We start from the raw sequence: 18,544 nt of genomic DNA, 5'->3' as shown, positions 1-18,544 counted from the left end.
CGGTTTTTATGTTCTGGCCCTGGCTCTTTCCTTCACGGGCAGGTTTCTCATAAAAGAAACGCCTTCTTCTGCCAGCAGAGGGCAGAGAAAGCCATACTCCGTTTCGCCATACTGCACGCAGAATTCCTCCCGCCGGTTGTCGCGCCTTCAGTAAACAAGACGCACGATACTCCGGCAGGTGAGCCACGATGCTTTCAGTATCCTGCTGCAGGAAGTGACGTAAAGTCTGGCGCAGGCGCTTCAGCGACACAGTGGCTTCTCCGTGATCCAGACGGGTCTAACCTTAGCGCCTGAGCCACACAGAAAAAATGGTTAATCCGGATAAAGGTGAAAACCAGGAATTTATAAAGGTATGTATAATTTATAAATATTAATTCATATAACCTATTGATAATATTTATTATATTTCAGTTTTGAATTATTACTGACAGTAAACCTCTATTAGCCAGGCCACTACGTATTAAGCACGCTCAGTGTAATAAAATTTTTCTGCTTGCCTCACAAAAAACGATCCTCCCCTTTGATCGAAATTTCATCTTCGCCTATATGACTAGTCATGAAATTTTAAATGACTAGTCATATAGGGAGAGAGCATGAACAATTCACTGCCAGCCAACTTTTTATGGGGCAACTCGGTGTCCAGTATGCAGACGGAAGGGGCCTGGAACGAGGGCGGGAAGGGGATGTCGGTCTACGACATTCGTGAGGCCGGGGAAAACGTTTCCGACTGGAAGGTGGCGACCGACTCCTACCACCGCTACCGGGAAGATTTCGACCTGATGCAGGATCTGGGCATGAACTGCTACCGCTTCCAGATCTCCTGGAGCCGCGTCTGCCCGCTGGGTGACGGCGAGTTCAACGACGAGGGCATCGCATTTTACGACCGCTTTATTAACGATCTGCTCGCCCGCGGTATCGAGCCGATGGTCTGCCTCTACCACTTCGATATGCCGCTGGCGCTGGCGCAGGAGTACAACGGCTTCAACGATCGCCGCGTGGTGGAAGCCTTTATCCGCTACGGCAAAAAGATGATCGACTGCTACGGGGACCGGGTGAAGTACTGGCTGACCTTCAACGAGCAGAACATTTTCCATATGCCGGAAGCGTTCCGCATTTCCGGCTATATGAAGGGCGAGAAGACTCTGCGCGAGTTGTATGAGCTTCAGCACCATGCGATGGTGGCGCACATGTCGCTGACCGAATACCTGCACCAGACGAAACCGGGCCAGCTAATGGGCGGCATGCTGGCGCACCAGCTGATTTATCCGGCCACCTGCAAGCCGCGCGATATCTTCTGCGCCCAGCAGTACGACGAATTCCTCAACCAGAACCTGCTGCGCGTCTTCGCAGGCCAGGGCTACAGCCCGGCGGTGATGGCGGTAGTTGAGCAGGAGGGCTTTGGTGATATCTATCGCGCCGACGATCTCGCCCTGTTCGCGCGCACGAAGAACGACTTTATGGCCTTCAGCTACTACGCCAGTAAAACGCTGGACAGCGATGCGATCCCGGAAGGCACGCCGGTGAACAATTACCTGCTGCACGGCGAGAAAAATAACCCGTACCTGAAGGCCACCGAGTGGAACTGGCAGATCGATCCGCTGGGCTTTCGCACCATCATCACCCGCTATGCCAACGACTGGCGGATGCCGGTCTTTCCGATTGAAAACGGCATAGGGGTGATTGAGTCCTGGGACGGGGTCAACCCGATTGAGGATACCTACCGCATCGACTACCACCGGGCGCATATCGAGGCCATGAAAGACGCGATGTTCGAGGATGGCGCAGAGGTCATGGGCTACCTCGGCTGGGGACTGATTGACATTCTCAGCTCGCAGGGCGACATGCGCAAGCGCTACGGCGTGGTCTATGTCAACCGTGAGAATCACGACCTGAAAGACCTGAAGCGCGTGCCGAAGAAGAGCTACGCGTGGTTAAAACAGGTTATCCATACCAACGGACGCGAGATGTAAGCCGTACGCTGCCGGGCCGTTTTTGTGACTGATTGATGGGAACTATCCGCTATGTCTGAAGCAAAAATAACACCGCACATGCAGTCTTTTGTCGATAAATTTGTTGAGTTCTCGGCGCGCCTGGCAAACCAGGTGCACCTGCGCTCCCTGCGCGATGCCTTCGCCACGGTGATGCCGATTTTCATCCTCGCCGGTCTGGCGGTGCTGGTGAATAACGTGGTGTTCCCGTGGATTTTTGAGGGCGACACGCTCACACAGTTTAAGGTGTGGGGCGAGGCGATCGTCAACGGCACGCTGAACATCGCCGCGCTGCTGCTGGCCCCGATGATTGCCTGGTCGCTGGCGCGCAACAAAGATTTCGACAATCCGGTCTCGGCAGTGGTTATCGCCGTCAGCAGTTTTATCATCATGATGCCGATGCGCTTACAGATTACGCCCGTCGGCAGCGAGGCCACGGTGAACGTCACCCAGGTGCTGACGTTCGCCAATATCGGCTCCACCGGGATTTTCGCCGGGGTGCTGATTGGGCTGCTCTCAACGGAGGTCTTCATCGCTATTTCGCGCCTGAAGGCGCTGCACATTTCGCTGGGGGAAAACGTGCCTCCGGCGGTGAGCAAATCCTTTACCGCGCTGATCCCGACCATTCTCACGCTGTCGCTTTTTGCGGTGCTGGCGGCGCTGCTGGCGAACGTGCTGCACACGGATCTGATCCACCTCATTACGACCTTTATTCAGCAGCCGCTGCGGCTGATCAATACCAGCCTGCCGGGGACCCTTTTCATCTACAGCTTCGGTAACTTCCTGTTCACGCTCGGCATTCATCAGTCAGTGGTCAACAGCGTGGTGCTGGAGCCGTTCCTGCTGATTAACACCAATGAAAACATGCTGGCCTTCGCCAACGGACAGCCGATCCCGCACATCATCAACAACATCTTTGTGCCGACGTTTGGCATGGTGGGCGGTACGGGCAGCACGATCTCGCTATTGATTGCTATCTTCATCTTCTCCCGACAAAAGTCGGCGAAGCAGGTGGCGCGTCTGTCGCTGGCGCCGGGCCTGTTCAACATCAACGAGCCGGTGATTTTCGGCCTGCCGATTGTCTTTAACCTGCCGCTGATGATCCCGTTTGTGCTGCTGCCCGCCATCGGCATTTATTTTGCGTGGCTCTGTACCACGCTGGGGCTGATGTCGCGCTGTGTGGTGATGATCCCGTGGACCACGCCGCCGATCCTCAGCGCCTGGCTGGCGACGGCGGGGGACTGGCGCGCCGTGGTGGTGCAGTTGGCAATCATTGTATTTGGTGTATTCTTCTACCTGCCTTTCCTCAAGGTGGCCGAGAGAGTGGCGCTGAAGAACAGCGGGACAGAAAACTAATCAGAAGGAAGGACGATGGCGGCGAAGTACATCACCATAGCGCGGGAAATCAAAAAACGCATTATCAGCCAGCAGTACGCCGCCAATGAACCGCTGCCGGACCAGTTTGCGCTGGCGGCGGAGTTCAGCACCAGCCGGATGACCATTCAGCAGGCGATGCGCCAGCTGATCGTCGAAGGGCTGGTCTATACGCGTCAGGGGCAGGGCACCTTCATTCGCAAAAACTTTCTCCAGCTATCGCAGTGGGATCTCTCCGGCAGCGACTACTTCGGGGCGACCAAAACCTGGGAGCATTTAGGCACGGTGACGAGCAAGGTAGTGCATTTTGAGCTGCGCTTCCCGAACGAGAAAGAGCAGGCGTCGCTGATGATAAACCCGGATGCGCCGATCTATGACTTCATCCGCCTGCGCTTGCTGAACGGTGAGCCCATGTCGCTGGACGCCACGGTGATGCCGCTCAATCTGGTGCCTGGCCTGAACAAAGCCCATCTTGAAAGTTCGGTGTTCCAGTACGTTCAGGAGACGCTGGGGCTGAAGATCATGGGGTCGTATCGGGTGGTGCGGGCGCTGAAGCCCAGTGCGCTGGATATGCAGCATCTGATCTGCGAGCAAACCGATCCGGTGCTGGAGGTAGAGCAGGTGATCTATCTGGAGGACGGCACGCCGCTGGAGTACGCCCACTGCCGTTATCGCTACGATCATGGCGGCATCGTTATCGTAAATAACGGATAAAAAAAAGCGGGCACCGTGGCCCGCTTTTTTGACGTTTCGCAATCAGTTCAGACGTACCGGCATACCGGAACGGTTCTGAATCGCCTGGTCAACGACGGTCGTTTCAACATCCGCCTGAGAGGTCACGGCCTGCACCGCGCTGGTCAGCTTAATCGGCACGATTTCGTTGTTGTTGATCTGATCTTCGCTGGTGGACAGCGGGTTGTGCACTTCAATGTAACGGCTACCGTCCGGCTCGGAGGTCGCTTTCACCGGTTCGTTGATGAACTGCACGCGCGTGCCGACCGGCACGTTTTCAAACAGGAACTTAATGTCGTCGTTACGCAGACGCACGCAGCCGTGGCTCACGCGCAGGCCGATACCGAAGTTGGCGTTGGTGCCGTGGATGGCATACAGACGGCCAATGTACAGCGCGTACAGACCCATCGGGTTATCCGGGCCGGCAGGTACAACGGCGGGCAGCGGCTCGCCCGCAGCGATGTATTCCGCGTGCATTTTGGCGGTCGGCGTCCAGGTTGGGCCCGCTTTCTTACGCTCAACTTTGGTGGTCCAGTTCAGCGGGGTATCTTTGCCCAGCTGGCCGATGCCGATAGGCAGCACGATCACCGTGTTGGTGCCTTTCGGGTAGTAATACAGACGCATTTCGGCGCTGTTGATCACGATACCTTCGTGAACGGTATCCGGCAGGATCAGCTGCTGCGGAATGTTAAGCACCGTGCCCGCTTTTGGCAGGTACGGGTCAACGCCCGGGTTAGCTTCCAGCATGTTAGACAGGCCGAGCTGGTACTGCGCCGCGAAGTATTCCAGCGGCTGGGTATTACCTTCCGGAACCGTCACCACCTGGTTTTCACCCACCAGACGGCTTCCGTCTGTCGGCAGGGGATACGTCACCGCAGACGCGGTCTTACAAAAACCTACTACGGCTAACGCCGCCGCAAAAAGCGTTGTTAATTTCATGTTCATGTTATGCGAGGTATCTAAGCCATTCTGGCGATGAGTTGATAAGACTGAATCTGTAATGGGAGCGCATTATATGTGCATTCCCGTTAACTGGGAATTCAGATGTGTACGAAATCACATTTTTTTCGATTTTGTTAAAGTTTAGTGGATTACCGCAACACGGGATCTCAATTCGGAATTGTGGCATAATGCCGTGTTTATCACACTTTTCGCAGGAATCTCTCCGTGTTAGTTACCAGCAACGTCACTATGCAGTTTGGCAGTAAGCCGCTGTTCGAAAATATTTCCGTCAAATTTGGCGGCGGCAACCGTTACGGCCTGATTGGTGCCAACGGTAGCGGAAAATCCACCTTTATGAAGATCCTCGGCGGCGATTTAGAGCCGACGCTGGGCAACGTGTCGCTCGATCCGAACGAGCGTATCGGTAAGCTGCGTCAGGATCAGTTCGCCTTCGAAGAGTTCACCGTGCTCGACACCGTGATCATGGGGCACGCGGAGCTGTGGGAAGTGAAGCAGGAGCGCGATCGTATCTACGGTCTCGCCGAAATGAGCGAAGAAGACGGTTACAAAGTGGCCGACCTGGAAACGCAGTACGGCGAAATGGACGGCTACTCTGCGGAAGCGCGTGCGGGCGAACTGCTGCTGGGCGTGGGTATTCCGGTAGAACAGCATTACGGCCCGATGAGCGAAGTCGCCCCAGGCTGGAAGCTGCGCGTGCTGCTGGCACAGGCGCTGTTCTCTAACCCGGACATCCTGCTGCTCGACGAACCGACGAACAACCTGGACATCGACACCATCCGCTGGCTGGAGCAGACGCTGAACGATCGCGACAGCACCATGATCATCATCTCGCACGACCGTCACTTCCTGAACATGGTTTGTACACACATGGCGGATCTGGACTACGGCGAGCTGCGCGTTTATCCGGGCAACTACGATGAGTACATGACGGCGGCAACGCAGGCGCGTGAACGTTTGCTTGCCGACAACGCCAAGAAGAAAGCGCAGATTGCGGACCTGCAATCCTTCGTGAGCCGCTTCAGCGCCAACGCCTCTAAATCCCGTCAGGCAACATCGCGTGCCCGTCAGATTGACAAAATCAAGCTGGAAGAGGTGAAAGCCTCCAGCCGTCAGAACCCGTTCATTCGCTTCGAGCAGGATAAGAAACTGTTCCGTAACGCGCTGGAAGTTGAGGCGCTGACCAAAGGCTTTGATGAAGGCCCGCTGTTTAAAAACTTCAACCTGCTGCTGGAAGTGGGCGAAAAGATTGCCATTCTGGGCGCCAACGGCGTGGGTAAATCCACCCTGCTGAAAACCCTGGTAGGCGAACTGCAACCGGACAACGGTACCGTGAAATGGTCTGAAAACGCGCAGATCGGTTACTACGCGCAGGACCATGAATATGAGTTCGAAAACGACCTGACCGTCTTCGACTGGATGAGCCAGTGGAAGCAGGAAGGGGACGACGAACAGGCGGTACGCAGCATTCTGGGGCGTCTGCTGTTCAGCCAGGACGACATCAAAAAGCCCGCCAAAGTGCTCTCCGGTGGTGAAAAGGGCCGTATGCTGTTCGGCAAGCTGATGATGGAAAAACCGAATATCCTGGTGATGGACGAACCAACCAACCACCTGGATATGGAATCTATCGAATCGCTGAACATGGCGCTGGAGATGTATCAGGGCACCCTGATTTTCGTCTCTCACGACCGTGAGTTCGTGAGCTCCCTGGCGACCCGCGTGATCGAAATTACGCCAGAGCGCGTGGTGGACTTCACCGGTAACTACGAAGATTACCTGCGCAGCAAAGGTATCGAGAGCTAAAAAAAAGCCCGGTGGCGCTTCGCTTACCGGGCCTACGAGCGACTTTGTAGGCCGGGTAAGGCGAAGCCGTCACCCGGCAATGTTCAGAGCACCCACTCGCTCCCTTCAACCCCGTTCACCCGCAGCGTACGTTTTTCCCCCGCCGGTAACGACACCTTCAGCGCTTTCCACGCCGGACGATAGTCACCGCGCGCATTCACCTTCAGGTTGATGGTTGATCCGTCACACACCATCTCCCATTCCACCCACAGCGCGTTGCCGTTCCGGTAGCCCCAGCTTTCGCCGTCATCCTCAAACAGCATCCCTGTGGTGGTGCCGACGCCTTTCACCGGGAACAGCTTCAGCTCACGGGTATCGTCTTTATCGGCACTCACGTGACGGATGCGATCGCTGAGCGGCAAACCGGCCCCGGCGCGCACCAGCAGCGGCAGTTTTTCCAGCGGCGCATCAAGGACGATGGATTGCCCGCCCGCATACCACGCGTGGGTGTAAAAATCGTACCAGCCGGTGTCGTTGTCCGGTAGCCAGACGCGGCGCTCGCGCTGCCCGGCTTCGACGACGCTTGCCACCAGCAGGTCGCGACCCAGCAGGAAGTCATCGCACTCTTCAAACGTCTGCGCGTCGTGCTCGTGATCGAGGAAGGTCGGGCGCAGCATCGGCTCGTCGTCGGCGTGCGCCTGCCAGAGCAGGGTGTAGAGATACGGCAGCAGGCGATAGCGCAGTTCAATGGCGCTGCGGATCGCAGGGGTCACGCCCGGGAACATCCACGGTTCGTTCACGGTGCGATCGTCATTCCAGGAATGGATGGTGAAGCGCGGATGCATCACGCCGTTCTGCACCCAGCGCACGAACAGCTCGGCGTCCGGCTTATCACCAGAGAAACCGCCCACGTCGTGACCGACGTTGAACAGCCCGGACAGGCTCATGCCCAGCCCCATGCGGATGTTATAGCGCAGGGTGTCCCAGTTGGTGCGGTTGTCGCCGCTCCAGGTCTGAACGTAGCGCTGCATCCCGGCGCAGCCGGAGCGGGAGATCAGATACGGACGCTTCTCCGGCGCAAAACGCTGCTGCGCTTCCAGCGAGGCGCGCATCATCAGCAGCGGCATCACCGGACGAATGTGCTTGATGGCAATCTCCTTGCCGAAACCATAGCAGCGCGCTTCCCCGTCCCACACTTCGTACTCGTTGTTGTCGTTCCAGGTGGAGTCGATGCCCATCTCCAGCAACTGCGTGGTCACGCCGTTCTGCCACCACTGCACCGTCTGCGGGTTGGTGAAGTCGAGGTGCGAGCCTTCGTCATCCCAGAAGCTTGAACGTTCAGGCGCATCGGTTTCTGAATCACGAATGAACAGACCGCGTTCCGCCACCTCGCCGTAGCGAGGATGATCCTGCAACAGGCACGGCTTGATGTTGGCCGCAAGCTTCAGCCCCGCATCGTGGAATGCCTGGCTCATCACCTTCGGCTGCGGCACCTTATCGTAATTCCAGTTGAAGACGTAGCGCTTGCCGTTAATCGAGGTATAGCCGGAGGAGAGCTGGAACGAGTCGCACGGAATGGCGTGCTCATCGCACAGGCGGATGAAGTTCATCAGCTGGTTCTGGGCGTCCGGCGCGTCGGTGTAGTGCATGGTCGAGCCGCTGTAGCCCAGGCTCCATTTCGGCCCGAACAGCGTTTTCCCCGTCAGGCGAACAAAGGCTTTGGTGACGTCCAGCGCGCGCTTGCCGGTAAAGATGTAGTAGTCGATGTCGCCCGCTTCCGCCTGCCAGCGGCGATAGGCGGTGTGATAGTTGTCGATCTCGTTACCCAGGTCCAGCCAGCAGCTGCTCAGGTTATCGTAGAACAGGCCGTAGCTCACGTCATCGCGGCGGGTGAGGGTGAACGGGATGTGCTTATAAAGCGGATCGGTGCTGGCGGCGTTGTAGCCCATCGCGTCCAGGTTACGCATCTCATAGCGTTTGCCGTTGCGCTGTAAATCACCCGCTTTCTCGCCCAGCCCGTAGAAACGCTCGTCCTTGCGGCGGCTGAGATAGTGCGCCACGCCGTCGCCGTGGGCGTTCAGCAAGTAGGCGCTGGTCGGGCGATCCTGGACCAGCGGCTGCCATTCGCCCGCATCATTACGGTAGTGCCACTCCAGCCACAGGGGCTGGTGGACGGTGACGCGCAGCTGCTCGGTTGTCACCGTTAACGTGTCATCCTGCTGCGTCAGGGTCCAGGCCGGGCAGGAGAAACCGCTTATATCGTCACGACGGCGACCTTCCCACGGCACGTCTTGTTCCGGGGCGATACTCCAGGTGCGGTCCAGCGCCAGCTCGCCTTTGCGTTTGATCAGCACGCGGAACAGGTTCTGTTCCAGCACGTACAGGCACAGGCGGTGCTGGTTATCCACCAGCAGTTCCAGATGATTCGCAGACTGCTTATCAACGGTCCAGTTTTTCAGGGTTTTCATATGCAATACATCCACTATCAGGCGCGCTTGGCGCGACGTTCAGCAATAAATGCCACCAGGAAGAGAGCGCCAATCAGGTCAAAGAACCCCATGGCGATAAAGAGCGGGTTGAAGCCGATTTTGTCGGCGGTCACCCCGATTAACAGGGAGAACAGGAAGCTGGCGATCCACGCCGCCGAGCCGCGCATGCCGTTGACGGTCGCCATCTGGCCCTTATCAAAGGACTCCACCACCAGCGCGCTCAGCATGCAGGAGATAATCTGGTGCCCGAAGCCGCCGATGGAGATCAGCACGATGGTGATATACGGGTCGCGAGTCACGGCGACGATGGCCAGCGAAATCATCAGGAACGCGCCGGTGACGGAGCTGGCCACCACCGAGTTGACGCGGGAGCAGCCGAACCAGCGGGTGTAGAGCCGGGTGAGGTAGCCGCTCGCCACGCTGCCGAGGTCGGCGGCCAGGAACGGCAGCCAGGCGAACATCGCGATCTGCTTCAAATCCATGCCGTGCTCTTTAGCGAGGTACAGCGGCACCCAGAAGCTCAGCACTGCCCAGGCCGGTTCCGCCATAAAGGCCGGAATGGCGATACCGTAGAAGCGTTTGTTCTTCGAGACGGTTTTCAGCGCGGTCAGAAAGGGCAGTTTGACTGGCGCGGGTTCGTTATCCTGCTTGATAAACGCCAGCTCGTCGCGGCTCAGGTTCGGGTGCTGCTCCGGGTTGTGGTAGAACGCCCACCAGAGGATCACCCACAGCAGCGCCAGCACGCCGGTAAACATAAACGCACCCTGCCAGCCAAACGAGGCGTGGGCAAAGTAGATGATAGGCGGGGCCAGCATGGCGCCAATGGAGAAGCCCACGCCCGCCCAGCCGGCGGCAACGGGACGCTCTGATTTCGGGAACCATTCACCGATGGTTTTGGCGTTCGCTGGGGTGGCGGCAGCCTCAGAAGCGCCCATAAAGAAGCGCAGGATCGCGAGATGCAACCAGCTTCCGGCGCCCGCGTGGAAGATGCACATCAGCGCCCAGATCCCGGCGCAGACCATAAAGCCAATCTTGAGGCCAATAACGTCGATCAGCCAGCCGCACAGGGGCTGGAAAATGGTGTAGGCAATCTGAAACGCGCCGACGATCCAGGAGTATTGCTCGGTGGTGATACCAAGGCTCTCCTTCAGCTCAGGGGCGAGAATACCTAACGAGTTACGGGTGATGTAGTTAACGGTCACGCCAAGAAGAAACAGCACCAGCACATACCAGCGCAGGTTCTTAATGACGCGACGGGTTTTGCTTGTCGCAACAGTGTTATTGATGTCCTGACTCATTTTCTTCTCCACAAGACGGACGGTAGGGGACGTGGGTTCAGGTGTCACACAGCGTTATGCGTTTGAAAGTTATCTGTTTTAGAGTGTTAAGCTGCTATACAACTAGTATGGAAGTTGTGTGACAGGTTCACCTTATGAAAGAAAATGAGCAGGGAATAGTGGATTTTGTGCAAACTTTCTCATAACTGAGGTTCGTTTATCGGCATTATGGCGTTCAGCTAAGTTATTACCTGACAAAGATGCTGTGAAAATTTTTTCATTTCACATCTGGAGCCAGATCACAAAATGGATAAAAGGCTTAAAATCACCGAAATCGCCGCCCGTACCCAGCTCTCCATCAGCACCGTTTCTCGCGTGCTGGCGGGGAAGGCAAACACCAGCGAAAAGGCACGGGCGAAGGTGCTGGCGTGCGCGCGGGAACTGGGGGTAATGGACGGCATGGCGGCGGGGCGTCTGCTGTTAAATAGCCTGGTGGTTTTTGCCCCGCAGCGTGCTTTTGACGAGCGGTCCGACATCTTTTACTACCGCGTCATCCAGAGCGTCGGTAAAGGCCTGGCTTCGCACGAGGTTCGCCTGCGTTACTGCGCGCTGGAGGAGAACGACAGCGACGCGCAGCTGTTTCTGGCCCGGATGAACGAGCCGGATACCCAGGCGGCCATTCTGCTTGGTATCGACGATCCGCATATCCACGATCTGGCGGTGGATGTGGGTAAGCCCTGCATGCTGATTAACTGCCGGGACCGCCACATGCGCCTGCCTGCCGTTGCGCCGGATCATCGCGCCATTGGCGAGCGGGCGGCGGAGTACCTGTTCGAGATGGGGCACCGCGAGGTGATGAACGTGCTCTGCCTGCGCCGGTACACCATGGAGCTGCGCCTGTCGGGGATCCGCGACGCGTGGCACGCCCATAACCTCAGGTTTAACGACCGCCGCGATCTGCTGATGGTGCCGAGCTTCAGCGCCAGAGAGACCGAACAGCTGGTGAGCGAGTGGCTTCACCAGCAGACAGGGAAAGATCTGCCGACGGCGTTTCTGGTGGGCGGCGATTTTATGGCGGCGGGGACCATCAGCGCGCTGCAAAATCACGGTCTGCGTGTGCCGCAGGACGTCTCGGTGATGAGCATCGACGGATTTAATCTGGCGGCCATTCAGGATGTGCCCTTAACGGCGGTGCATGTCCCGCGCGATGAGCTGGGAACCGAAGCGGTGCATATGCTCCAGCAGCGGCTGATGCGCCCGGACGCGCCGGTCGGAACATTGCTGCTGAACGGCACGCTGGCCGTGCGGGAATCGGTACGGCGGATACGTCAGGGAAAACGACGCACCGCCGTTGAGCGGGAAGGGCTGTACGACAGTTAAGCCATGCCCAGCGCGCGCTTGCCGTGAATGTTCAGATCGTTCACGGTGAAGCGGTCCTGCCAGCTTTTCTCATAATCCTCGCGCGGGAAATCGCCCGGTGACGCCCCGGTTTCCAGCGCTTCCTTGACCTTTTTCGCGTAGGCGAGGTTTTTCTCGCACATCGGCGCGGCAGGAATATACATCACGTTGCCCCAGCCCTGCTGATTGTCCACCGGTGCGACGGAGTGGATCACGTCGCAGTGCCACCAGACAGAATCACCGGCTTCCAGCGCCGGAATGCTGGTTAATGCTTCGATCAGCAGCGGGTGCCACTTCTCGGAAATCGGCAGTACGCGCCCCGGCGCCACGCCGCACAGTTCGTCCTCTGGCACATCGTCCAGCAGCGGACGCAGCAGAATGTACGCCATCGCTTCCGGGATCGGCACCACGTGCAGCAGCCCCTGTCCCGGGATCATATCCGACAGCGCCGTCCAGCCCTGGAAGGTGCGGAACACCGAGCATTTGGTGGTGTTATCCACGGTGTACTCTTCCACTTCGGTACGGTGTGCGGCGTTCCACGGATCGTATTTCTCGACGTTGCCGTCAAACACGCGGGCAAAGACCTGCTGATAAGCGGGCAGCAGCCAGCGCTCCAGCGCGCCGGAGTCGGTATGCGCCCCCAGCCCTTTGGAGGTGGTTCCCGGCGGACGACGGCGGATGCGGTCCGGGTAAATCACGCTCACGTCAGGGTCGAACCACTGCTTGCCGTTGCTCTCGAATGTCCATAAACGGTTCAGGAACGACTGTACCTGCGCCATCTCTTCACTCTGGCGCGCCTGCATTTGCGCCTGTGACCAGTAGATCGGGTAAATCTCCGGACGGGAGGCGGTTAAGGTGCCGAAAAAGTTGTCGCCCGGCCCTTTGTACACCTCGTCAAACTTGTTCAGATCGAGGTAATCGAGCATCGACTGATCCCATGCCAGCGTCTGCTCCCGCGGGAAGTGGCCTTTGATCACCGCGCAACCGCGACGTTTAACGGCTTCGCGCTGGGCGTCGGTAATCGTGCCGTTTTTCACATCTGCAAAGGGAATTACCGGCCAGACGGTTTCGCCTTTATTCTTCAGCGCGTTGATTTCCGCCACGCGGGTGGCAATGCTGTCGCTGAGCCTGTCGAACACCGCCTGAACGTCGCCAATCTGGGCCCGTAGCTCGCGTTTCATCTGACGAATTGCCGCTTTGTGGTCCGCCGGCAAGGTTTCACTGGTAAAGGTCATAACTGCCTCGCATCTTTCATTCGAAAGTAAAAGTGTCTACAAGTGATACTTTAAGTTAAAAATAAGTTAATGCAAGTTTAAAAACTTGACGCAAGCCACAGGACGGGAAAAGAATGAGGAGCCGGAGCGAGGCTCCGGCGAGGAAAGGATCAGACGTCGAAAGGAGAGTGGTTGTCGAGCACGGCCTGAATCACGTTCAGCGCGCCCTGATGGTTGTTATCGTCGGTACTGTAGCGGCTAATGTCTTTAATGCTCTGTGCCGCGTTGCCCATCGCAAAAGCGTATTTCACCAGCTTCAGCATTTCCGCATCGTTGCCGCTGTCGCCAATAGCCACGCACTCCTGTGGGGAGATTTTCCAGCGTTTCAGCAGGCGGCTGATGCCGTTAGCTTTGTGCAGGCCGGGGATAATCAAATCGACAAAACCGAAGCCGCTGGTGACGGGCTTCATGATGCCGTCCAGGGAGACATGCAGTTTATCGACCAGGTTCGGGATATCGCTGTCCGGCAGGTTCAGGGAGAACTTAAACAGCACGTCGTCGATTTCACGGTAATCGCTGATGCGCTTTAAGCGATGATAGTGCTTTGACATGAGCGCCACGAAGGCGTCCGGGGCTTTGTCGCTAACGTAGGCGCTTTCCAGCCCGCAGGCCACAAAGTTCAGCCCTTTATCCTTCAGCAGTTCGCCAATAACGATCTGCGACTCATGGCGCGTCAGTTCGCCGTGGAAAATTTGCTCACCGTGATCGAAGACCAGCGCGCCGTTTTCCGCCACGAAGGAGATCTGCTCTTTCAGCTCGGGGAAGAAGGAGATGAGCTGGTAATACTGGTTGCCGCTGGCGACAACGAATTCAATATTGCGGGCGTTAAGCTGTTCAAACTGTGCCTGGAAGCGGTCACGATCGTACTGCTTGGCATCATCAAGGAAAGTTCCGTCCATATCGGTGACGATAACTTTAACGGTCATACTGTGCTCCTGGGTCACTGCGTTTTGAAACATTCTAATAACAAGGTGACGGGGAGCACAAATTTAATTTCATTCGAAAGTAAAAGCAAAACGGCAACCGAGGTTGCCGTTTTTAGACTTGTAGGCCGGGTAAGGCGTAGCCGCCACCCAGCAAATATTTACAGCGTATGCTCAGTACGGGCAATAATATCGTCCTGCGCATCCGGCGACAGGGCGGTGAAGAACGCCGAATATCCCGCTACGCGCACCACCAGGTCGCGGTACTGGTCAGGGTGTTTCTTCGCTTCCAGCAACGTTTCGCGTGAGACGATGTTGTACTGAATATGCCAGCCTTTGTGTACCTCGAAGAAGGTGCGCAGCAGTACCATCAGCTTCTGACGGTCGCTGTCGTTTTCCAGCGTCGAGGGGTTCAGCTTCTGGTTAAGCAGCACGCCGCCGAGAATCGCTTCCGTAGGCAGTTTACCCACGGAGCCGATAACCGCCGTCGGGCCGAGGTGGTCCGTACCGGAGGCCGGGCTTGCCCCTTCCGCCAGCGGGGTGTGGGCTTTACGGCCGTCCGGCGTGGCCATTGTTGCCGCGCCAAACGGCACGTTCGCGGAGATAGACGACGTGCCCGCATAGTAGTTGCCGCCAATCGGGCCGCGGCCGTAGCGCGGGTTGTGGTACTGCTTCAGCTCTTCAATGTAGGTTTCGTAAGCACGGGTCAGCAGCATGTCCACGCTGTCGTCGTCGTTGCCGTACTTCGGCGCGCCGTTGATCAGGCGCTGGCGCAGCTGCTCATGGGTCAGCCCGTCGAAATCATCCGCCAGCGCCGCCGCCAGCTGCTGCTGACCGATTACGCCCTGGTCAAACACCAGCTTCTTCACCGCCGCCAGGCTGTTGCCAAGGTTGGCGATCCCCACCTGTAGGCCGGAAACCCAGTCATACTTCGCGCCGCCCTGCTTGATGCTTTTCGCGCGTTCGATGCAGTCATCCACCAGCGCCGAGCAGAGAATATCGTGGACGTTCTCTTCCAGCATGGTGTCCACCACGTACTCAATCTCAATGGATTTGCGGGTGTAATAGCGGATCTGTTTATCCCACGCCGCCATCACCTCATCGAAATTGTCAAAGTTCCCGGCAGAGAGGGCTTTCTCCTGCGGCAGGAATACCTTGCCGCTGGTGGCGTCGCGACCGCCTTCCAGCGCCGCCAGCATCACGCGGGCAAAGTTGATAAAGCTCATGCCGGTGCAGCGGTAGCCCCATTTTCCGCCCACCGCGGTTTCGATGCAGCCAATTGCGGCGTAGTCATACGCATCGTCGCGCTCCACGCCAAGCTTGATAAATTCCGGGATCACGATTTCATCGTTGTTAAACGCCGGCATCCCGAAGCCGCAGCGGATCACCTGCACGCAGGCGTCGAGGAAGTCGTTGCTCATGCCGGCGTGGTAGCGCACGCTCAGGTTTGGCTGAGTGGAGCGCAGACGGCCGCAGGATTCCAGAATGGCGTAAGAGAGCGGGTTCACCGCGTCCATCGGCTCGTCGTTAACCAACTTCTGGCCGCCAATAGTGACGTTCTGATACAGCGGGCTGCCCGCCGAGGCTTTGGAGTGCGAGCCGGAGCGGATCTTGTTCACTTCTAGCAGCTTCAGCCAGCAGCTGTGCAACAGCTCGATGGCGTGCTCGCGATCAAGACTCTGGTCCAGCTCCACGTCGCGGCGATAGTACGGGTAAAGGTACTGGTCCATACGGGCGAAGGAAACGGAGTGACCGTTGGACTCAATTTGCAGGATCAGCTGAATGAAGTAGCACAGCTGAAGCGCCTGCCAGAAGGTTTTTGGCGGTTCGTGGGCGATGACGTCGCAGTTTTCCGCTATCGCCAGCAGCTCGTCGCGGCGGCTGTCGCGTGTTTCCGTGGCGGCCATTTCACGCGCCAGATCGGCGAAGCGCGAGATGTGCAGGCTTACGGCTTCCAGCACGATATCAATCGCCTTCAGGAACTGGTCGCCGTGCAGATCGTCCAGCACCGTCAGGTTGATGCGCGAGCGACGCTCGGCCACTTTCGCACGCAGGCCGTCGAGGCCTTTTTCCAGCACCAGCGGGAAATTCACCGCCAGGTGCGCGTCACCGGAGGTCATGTTGCCTTCAGCCTTGATGATGCCGGTTTCCAGCAGGCCTTTCTGCTCGTCGGTGAACATGCCATAGCAGCGATCCTGCACCGTCTGGCCGCGCCACCACGGGCAGATCTCATGCAGAACACGTTTATTCTCTTCGCTCACCGCAAAGCCAGCACCCGGACGGTCTGCCAGATCGTCAATCTCTTTCTCGATCCAGGAGACGGTGTATTCCGGGAAGATCGGCGCGGCGCGGACTTCGCTGGCCTGGTTCCCAATAATCAGCTCGTCGTGCTTGATCCAGATGGTGCGTTTTGCCAGATGGTGAGCCAGGGCCAGCGCACGACGTACCGGGATCGGCTTGTCCATGTGCTGCTGATACATTTCGGTGTAATGCTGTGCGCGCTCGGTACAGACCGGCGGCTTAACGATATGCACCAGCGCCGTTTTGTGCGCCTTGATGCGCTCGCTGAGGGTGTTGAGATTCAGGGTGGTCATAAGTTTATCCTCGTAAGGTCGCGGTTAACCCTTTCTGGCAGGCATACTGCTGTGCGAAGTCCAGTAACGCAGGGTCATCCAGCGGTTTGTCAGGGGCAGAGTAGGGTTGGCCGAGCAGGGTGTATTTGTTCATGCCCAGCGTGTGATACGGCAGAAAATGGATATCCTCGACGCCGAGTTCGTCGGCGGCGAAATTGGTGATGGCGGTAACAGACGCTTCATCGGCGTTGAAGCCCTGGATCAGCGGCACGCGAATGGTGATGTTTTTCCCGGCGGCGGCCAGGCGCTTCAGGTTGTCCAGGATCCGTTTGGCCGAACCGTCGGTCCACTGTTTAAACACCTCGCTATCAACATGCTTGAGGTCGGCGAGAAAAAGATCGACGAAGGGCAATGACGGTTCGAGGTAATGCCACGGTACGTGAAGGCAGGTTTCAACGGCGGTGTGGATCCCCTGCTCATGGCTGGCCTTAAGCAGGGCGTGCGCCAGGTCAGGATTCATAAACGGCTCGCCGCCGGAAAGGGTTATCCCGCCGCCGCTGCGGTCGTAGAAGGGCTTGTCGCGCAGCACGGTGGTCATGATCTCTTCCACCTGCTTATCTTCCCCGCAGACGGTGAGCGCCTGGGTCGGACAGCAGTCGGTGAGGGCAGTGAGCGTCTCTTCGCTTAATTTTTCACGATGGATGACCAGCCCGTTCAGCGCACGTTCAATACACTCCGGCGCGGCCTGCTGACACAGGTCACAGCCGTCCAGGCACAGGCGTGCATCAAACAGTACGTCCCGCGTGCGGGAGCGGCTTTCCGGGTTCTGGCACCAGCGACAGCCCAGCGAGCAGCCTTTCAGGAATACCACGGTTCGAATACCGGGGCCGTCGTGGGTGGAGTAACGCTGTACATTGAAGATCATTTTTTTGCCCTCGAATTACATATGAAGATTAAATTACTTTCGAATGAAAGTTATCTTGATATGGGTCAATTCATGAGCAGGTTTTCTCGTGATAGGGTAAGTGCAGGCTAATTTTGAGGGTGACATCATGGAACTTTATCTCGACACATCTGACGTTGCGGCAGTCAAAAAGCTGGCGCGCATCTTTCCGCTGGCAGGCGTGACCACCAATCCAAGCATTGTGGCGGCTGGTAAAACGCCGCTCGACGAGCTGCTGCCCGCGCTGCACGACGCGCTGGGCGGTAAGGGCCGTCTGTTCGCTCAGGTAATGGCGACGACCGCCGAAGGGATGGTGGAAGATGCACGTAAGCTGCGCGCGATCGTTAACGACCTGGTGGTAAAAGTGCCCGTGACCGCTGAAGGGCTGGCGGCAATCAAAATGCTGAAAGCAGAAGGGATCCCGACGCTGGGTACCGCGGTATACGGCGCAGCGCAGGGGATGTTCTCCGCGCTGGCGGGTGCTGAGTATGTGGCTCCTTACGTGAACCGCGTGGACGCGCAGGGCGGAGATGGGATCCAGACGGTGGTCGAACTGCAACAGCTGCTGACCCTGCACGCGCCGCAGTCAAAAGTGCTCGCCGCGAGCTTCAAAACGCCGCGTCAGGCGCTGGACTGCCTGCTGGCGGGGTGTGAGTCCATCACGCTGCCGCTGGACGTGGCGCAGCAGTTTATTACCTCTCCGGCGGTGGACGCGGCGGTTGTGAAGTTTGAGCAGGACTGGCAGGGGGCGTTTGGACGGACGTCTATTTGATGCTGTTGCCGGGTGGCGCTGACGCTTACCCGGCCTACGTTCGCATCGCTTTTGCCGGG

At 57.7% G+C, this 18,544-nt stretch carries 13 protein-coding genes and 1 pseudogene; 6 read left to right on the top strand and 8 right to left on the bottom strand.

The genetic code is table 11. From position 1 onward, the window contains the following. Positions 1 to 250: pseudogene (locus N5C09_RS18225) on the bottom strand (hypothetical protein); the annotation flags it as partial. Positions 251 to 593: 343 nt separating this feature from the next. Here N5C09_RS18225 and N5C09_RS18220 point away from each other — a divergent pair. From N5C09_RS18220 to N5C09_RS18210, 3 genes are read left to right on the top strand one after another with little or no spacing between them, the layout of a single operon-like run. Then, the gene (locus N5C09_RS18220) at positions 594 to 1,970 is read left to right on the top strand and encodes a glycoside hydrolase family 1 protein (RefSeq protein WP_279749600.1); all 1,377 of its coding nucleotides are present in this window, start codon (positions 594 to 596) and stop codon (positions 1,968 to 1,970) included. 51 nt (positions 1,971 to 2,021) lie between these two features. Beyond that, entirely contained in the window at positions 2,022 to 3,344 is a 1,323-nt protein-coding gene (locus N5C09_RS18215) for a PTS transporter subunit EIIC (RefSeq protein ID WP_279749599.1), read from the top strand. A gap of 15 nt (positions 3,345 to 3,359) precedes the next feature. Further along, entirely contained in the window at positions 3,360 to 4,076 is a 717-nt protein-coding gene (locus N5C09_RS18210) for a GntR family transcriptional regulator (protein ID WP_279749598.1), read from the top strand. A 42-nt stretch (positions 4,077 to 4,118) separates the two neighbouring features. Here N5C09_RS18210 and ldtB read toward each other — a convergent pair whose 3' ends face one another. Continuing rightward, positions 4,119 to 5,039, bottom strand: a complete 921-nt coding sequence (ldtB, locus tag N5C09_RS18205; protein WP_063449266.1) for a L,D-transpeptidase — start codon at positions 5,037 to 5,039, stop codon at positions 4,119 to 4,121. A 222-nt stretch (positions 5,040 to 5,261) separates the two neighbouring features. Between ldtB and N5C09_RS18200 the strand changes: the two genes are divergently transcribed. Then, positions 5,262 to 6,857, top strand: coding sequence for an ABC-F family ATPase (locus N5C09_RS18200; RefSeq protein WP_063866190.1), 1,596 nt, complete (start codon positions 5,262 to 5,264; stop codon positions 6,855 to 6,857). 83 nt (positions 6,858 to 6,940) lie between these two features. On the opposite strand, the gene N5C09_RS18195 is transcribed toward N5C09_RS18200, so the two are convergent. Together N5C09_RS18195 and N5C09_RS18190 are read right to left on the bottom strand one after the other, a co-directional pair. Beyond that, entirely contained in the window at positions 6,941 to 9,304 is a 2,364-nt protein-coding gene (locus N5C09_RS18195) for a glycoside hydrolase family 31 protein (RefSeq protein WP_279749597.1), read from the bottom strand. A 17-nt stretch (positions 9,305 to 9,321) separates the two neighbouring features. Next, positions 9,322 to 10,623 carry an MFS transporter gene (locus N5C09_RS18190; RefSeq protein WP_028012467.1) on the bottom strand — a complete coding sequence of 434 codons (1,302 nt, stop codon included), beginning with the start codon at positions 10,621 to 10,623 and terminating at the stop codon, positions 9,322 to 9,324. A gap of 285 nt (positions 10,624 to 10,908) precedes the next feature. On the opposite strand from N5C09_RS18190, the gene N5C09_RS18185 reads away from it, so the two are divergent. Then, positions 10,909 to 11,982 (top strand): LacI family DNA-binding transcriptional regulator, encoded by a 1,074-nt coding sequence (locus tag N5C09_RS18185; protein ID WP_279749596.1) that lies wholly within the window; start codon positions 10,909 to 10,911, stop codon positions 11,980 to 11,982. Here the strand turns inward: N5C09_RS18185 and N5C09_RS18180 are convergent. The 4 genes from N5C09_RS18180 to N5C09_RS18165 all read right to left on the bottom strand — a co-directional run bounded on the left by N5C09_RS18180 (position 11,979) and on the right by N5C09_RS18165 (position 17,695). Next, complete coding sequence (locus N5C09_RS18180; protein WP_279749595.1) at positions 11,979 to 13,235, bottom strand: DUF1479 domain-containing protein; 1,257 nt, start codon at positions 13,233 to 13,235, stop codon at positions 11,979 to 11,981. The two genes, N5C09_RS18185 and N5C09_RS18180, sit on opposite strands and share 4 nt — an antisense overlap. A gap of 149 nt (positions 13,236 to 13,384) precedes the next feature. After that, entirely contained in the window at positions 13,385 to 14,200 is an 816-nt protein-coding gene (locus N5C09_RS18175) for a Cof-type HAD-IIB family hydrolase (RefSeq protein WP_063449261.1), read from the bottom strand. Positions 14,201 to 14,358: 158 nt separating this feature from the next. Next, positions 14,359 to 16,791 carry a formate C-acetyltransferase/glycerol dehydratase family glycyl radical enzyme gene (locus N5C09_RS18170; protein ID WP_279749594.1) on the bottom strand — a complete coding sequence of 811 codons (2,433 nt, stop codon included), beginning with the start codon at positions 16,789 to 16,791 and terminating at the stop codon, positions 14,359 to 14,361. Positions 16,792 to 16,795: 4 nt separating this feature from the next. Beyond that, on the bottom strand, positions 16,796 to 17,695 hold the full coding sequence (locus N5C09_RS18165) for a glycyl-radical enzyme activating protein (protein WP_279749593.1): 900 nt from the start codon (positions 17,693 to 17,695) through the stop codon (positions 16,796 to 16,798). Positions 17,696 to 17,822: 127 nt separating this feature from the next. Here N5C09_RS18165 and fsa point away from each other — a divergent pair, with 127 nt between their 5' ends. Further along, a complete protein-coding gene (gene fsa, locus N5C09_RS18160; protein ID WP_279749592.1) occupies positions 17,823 to 18,485 on the top strand; it encodes a fructose-6-phosphate aldolase in 663 nt (220 codons plus the stop codon). Positions 18,486 to 18,544 lie beyond the last annotated feature (59 nt).

The sequence above is a fragment of the Enterobacter sp. GD03975 genome, from assembly GCF_029838645.1.
GTDB classification, from domain to species: domain Bacteria; phylum Pseudomonadota; class Gammaproteobacteria; order Enterobacterales; family Enterobacteriaceae; genus Enterobacter; species Enterobacter quasihormaechei.
This window is presented reverse-complemented; position numbering and strand designations above follow the sequence as displayed.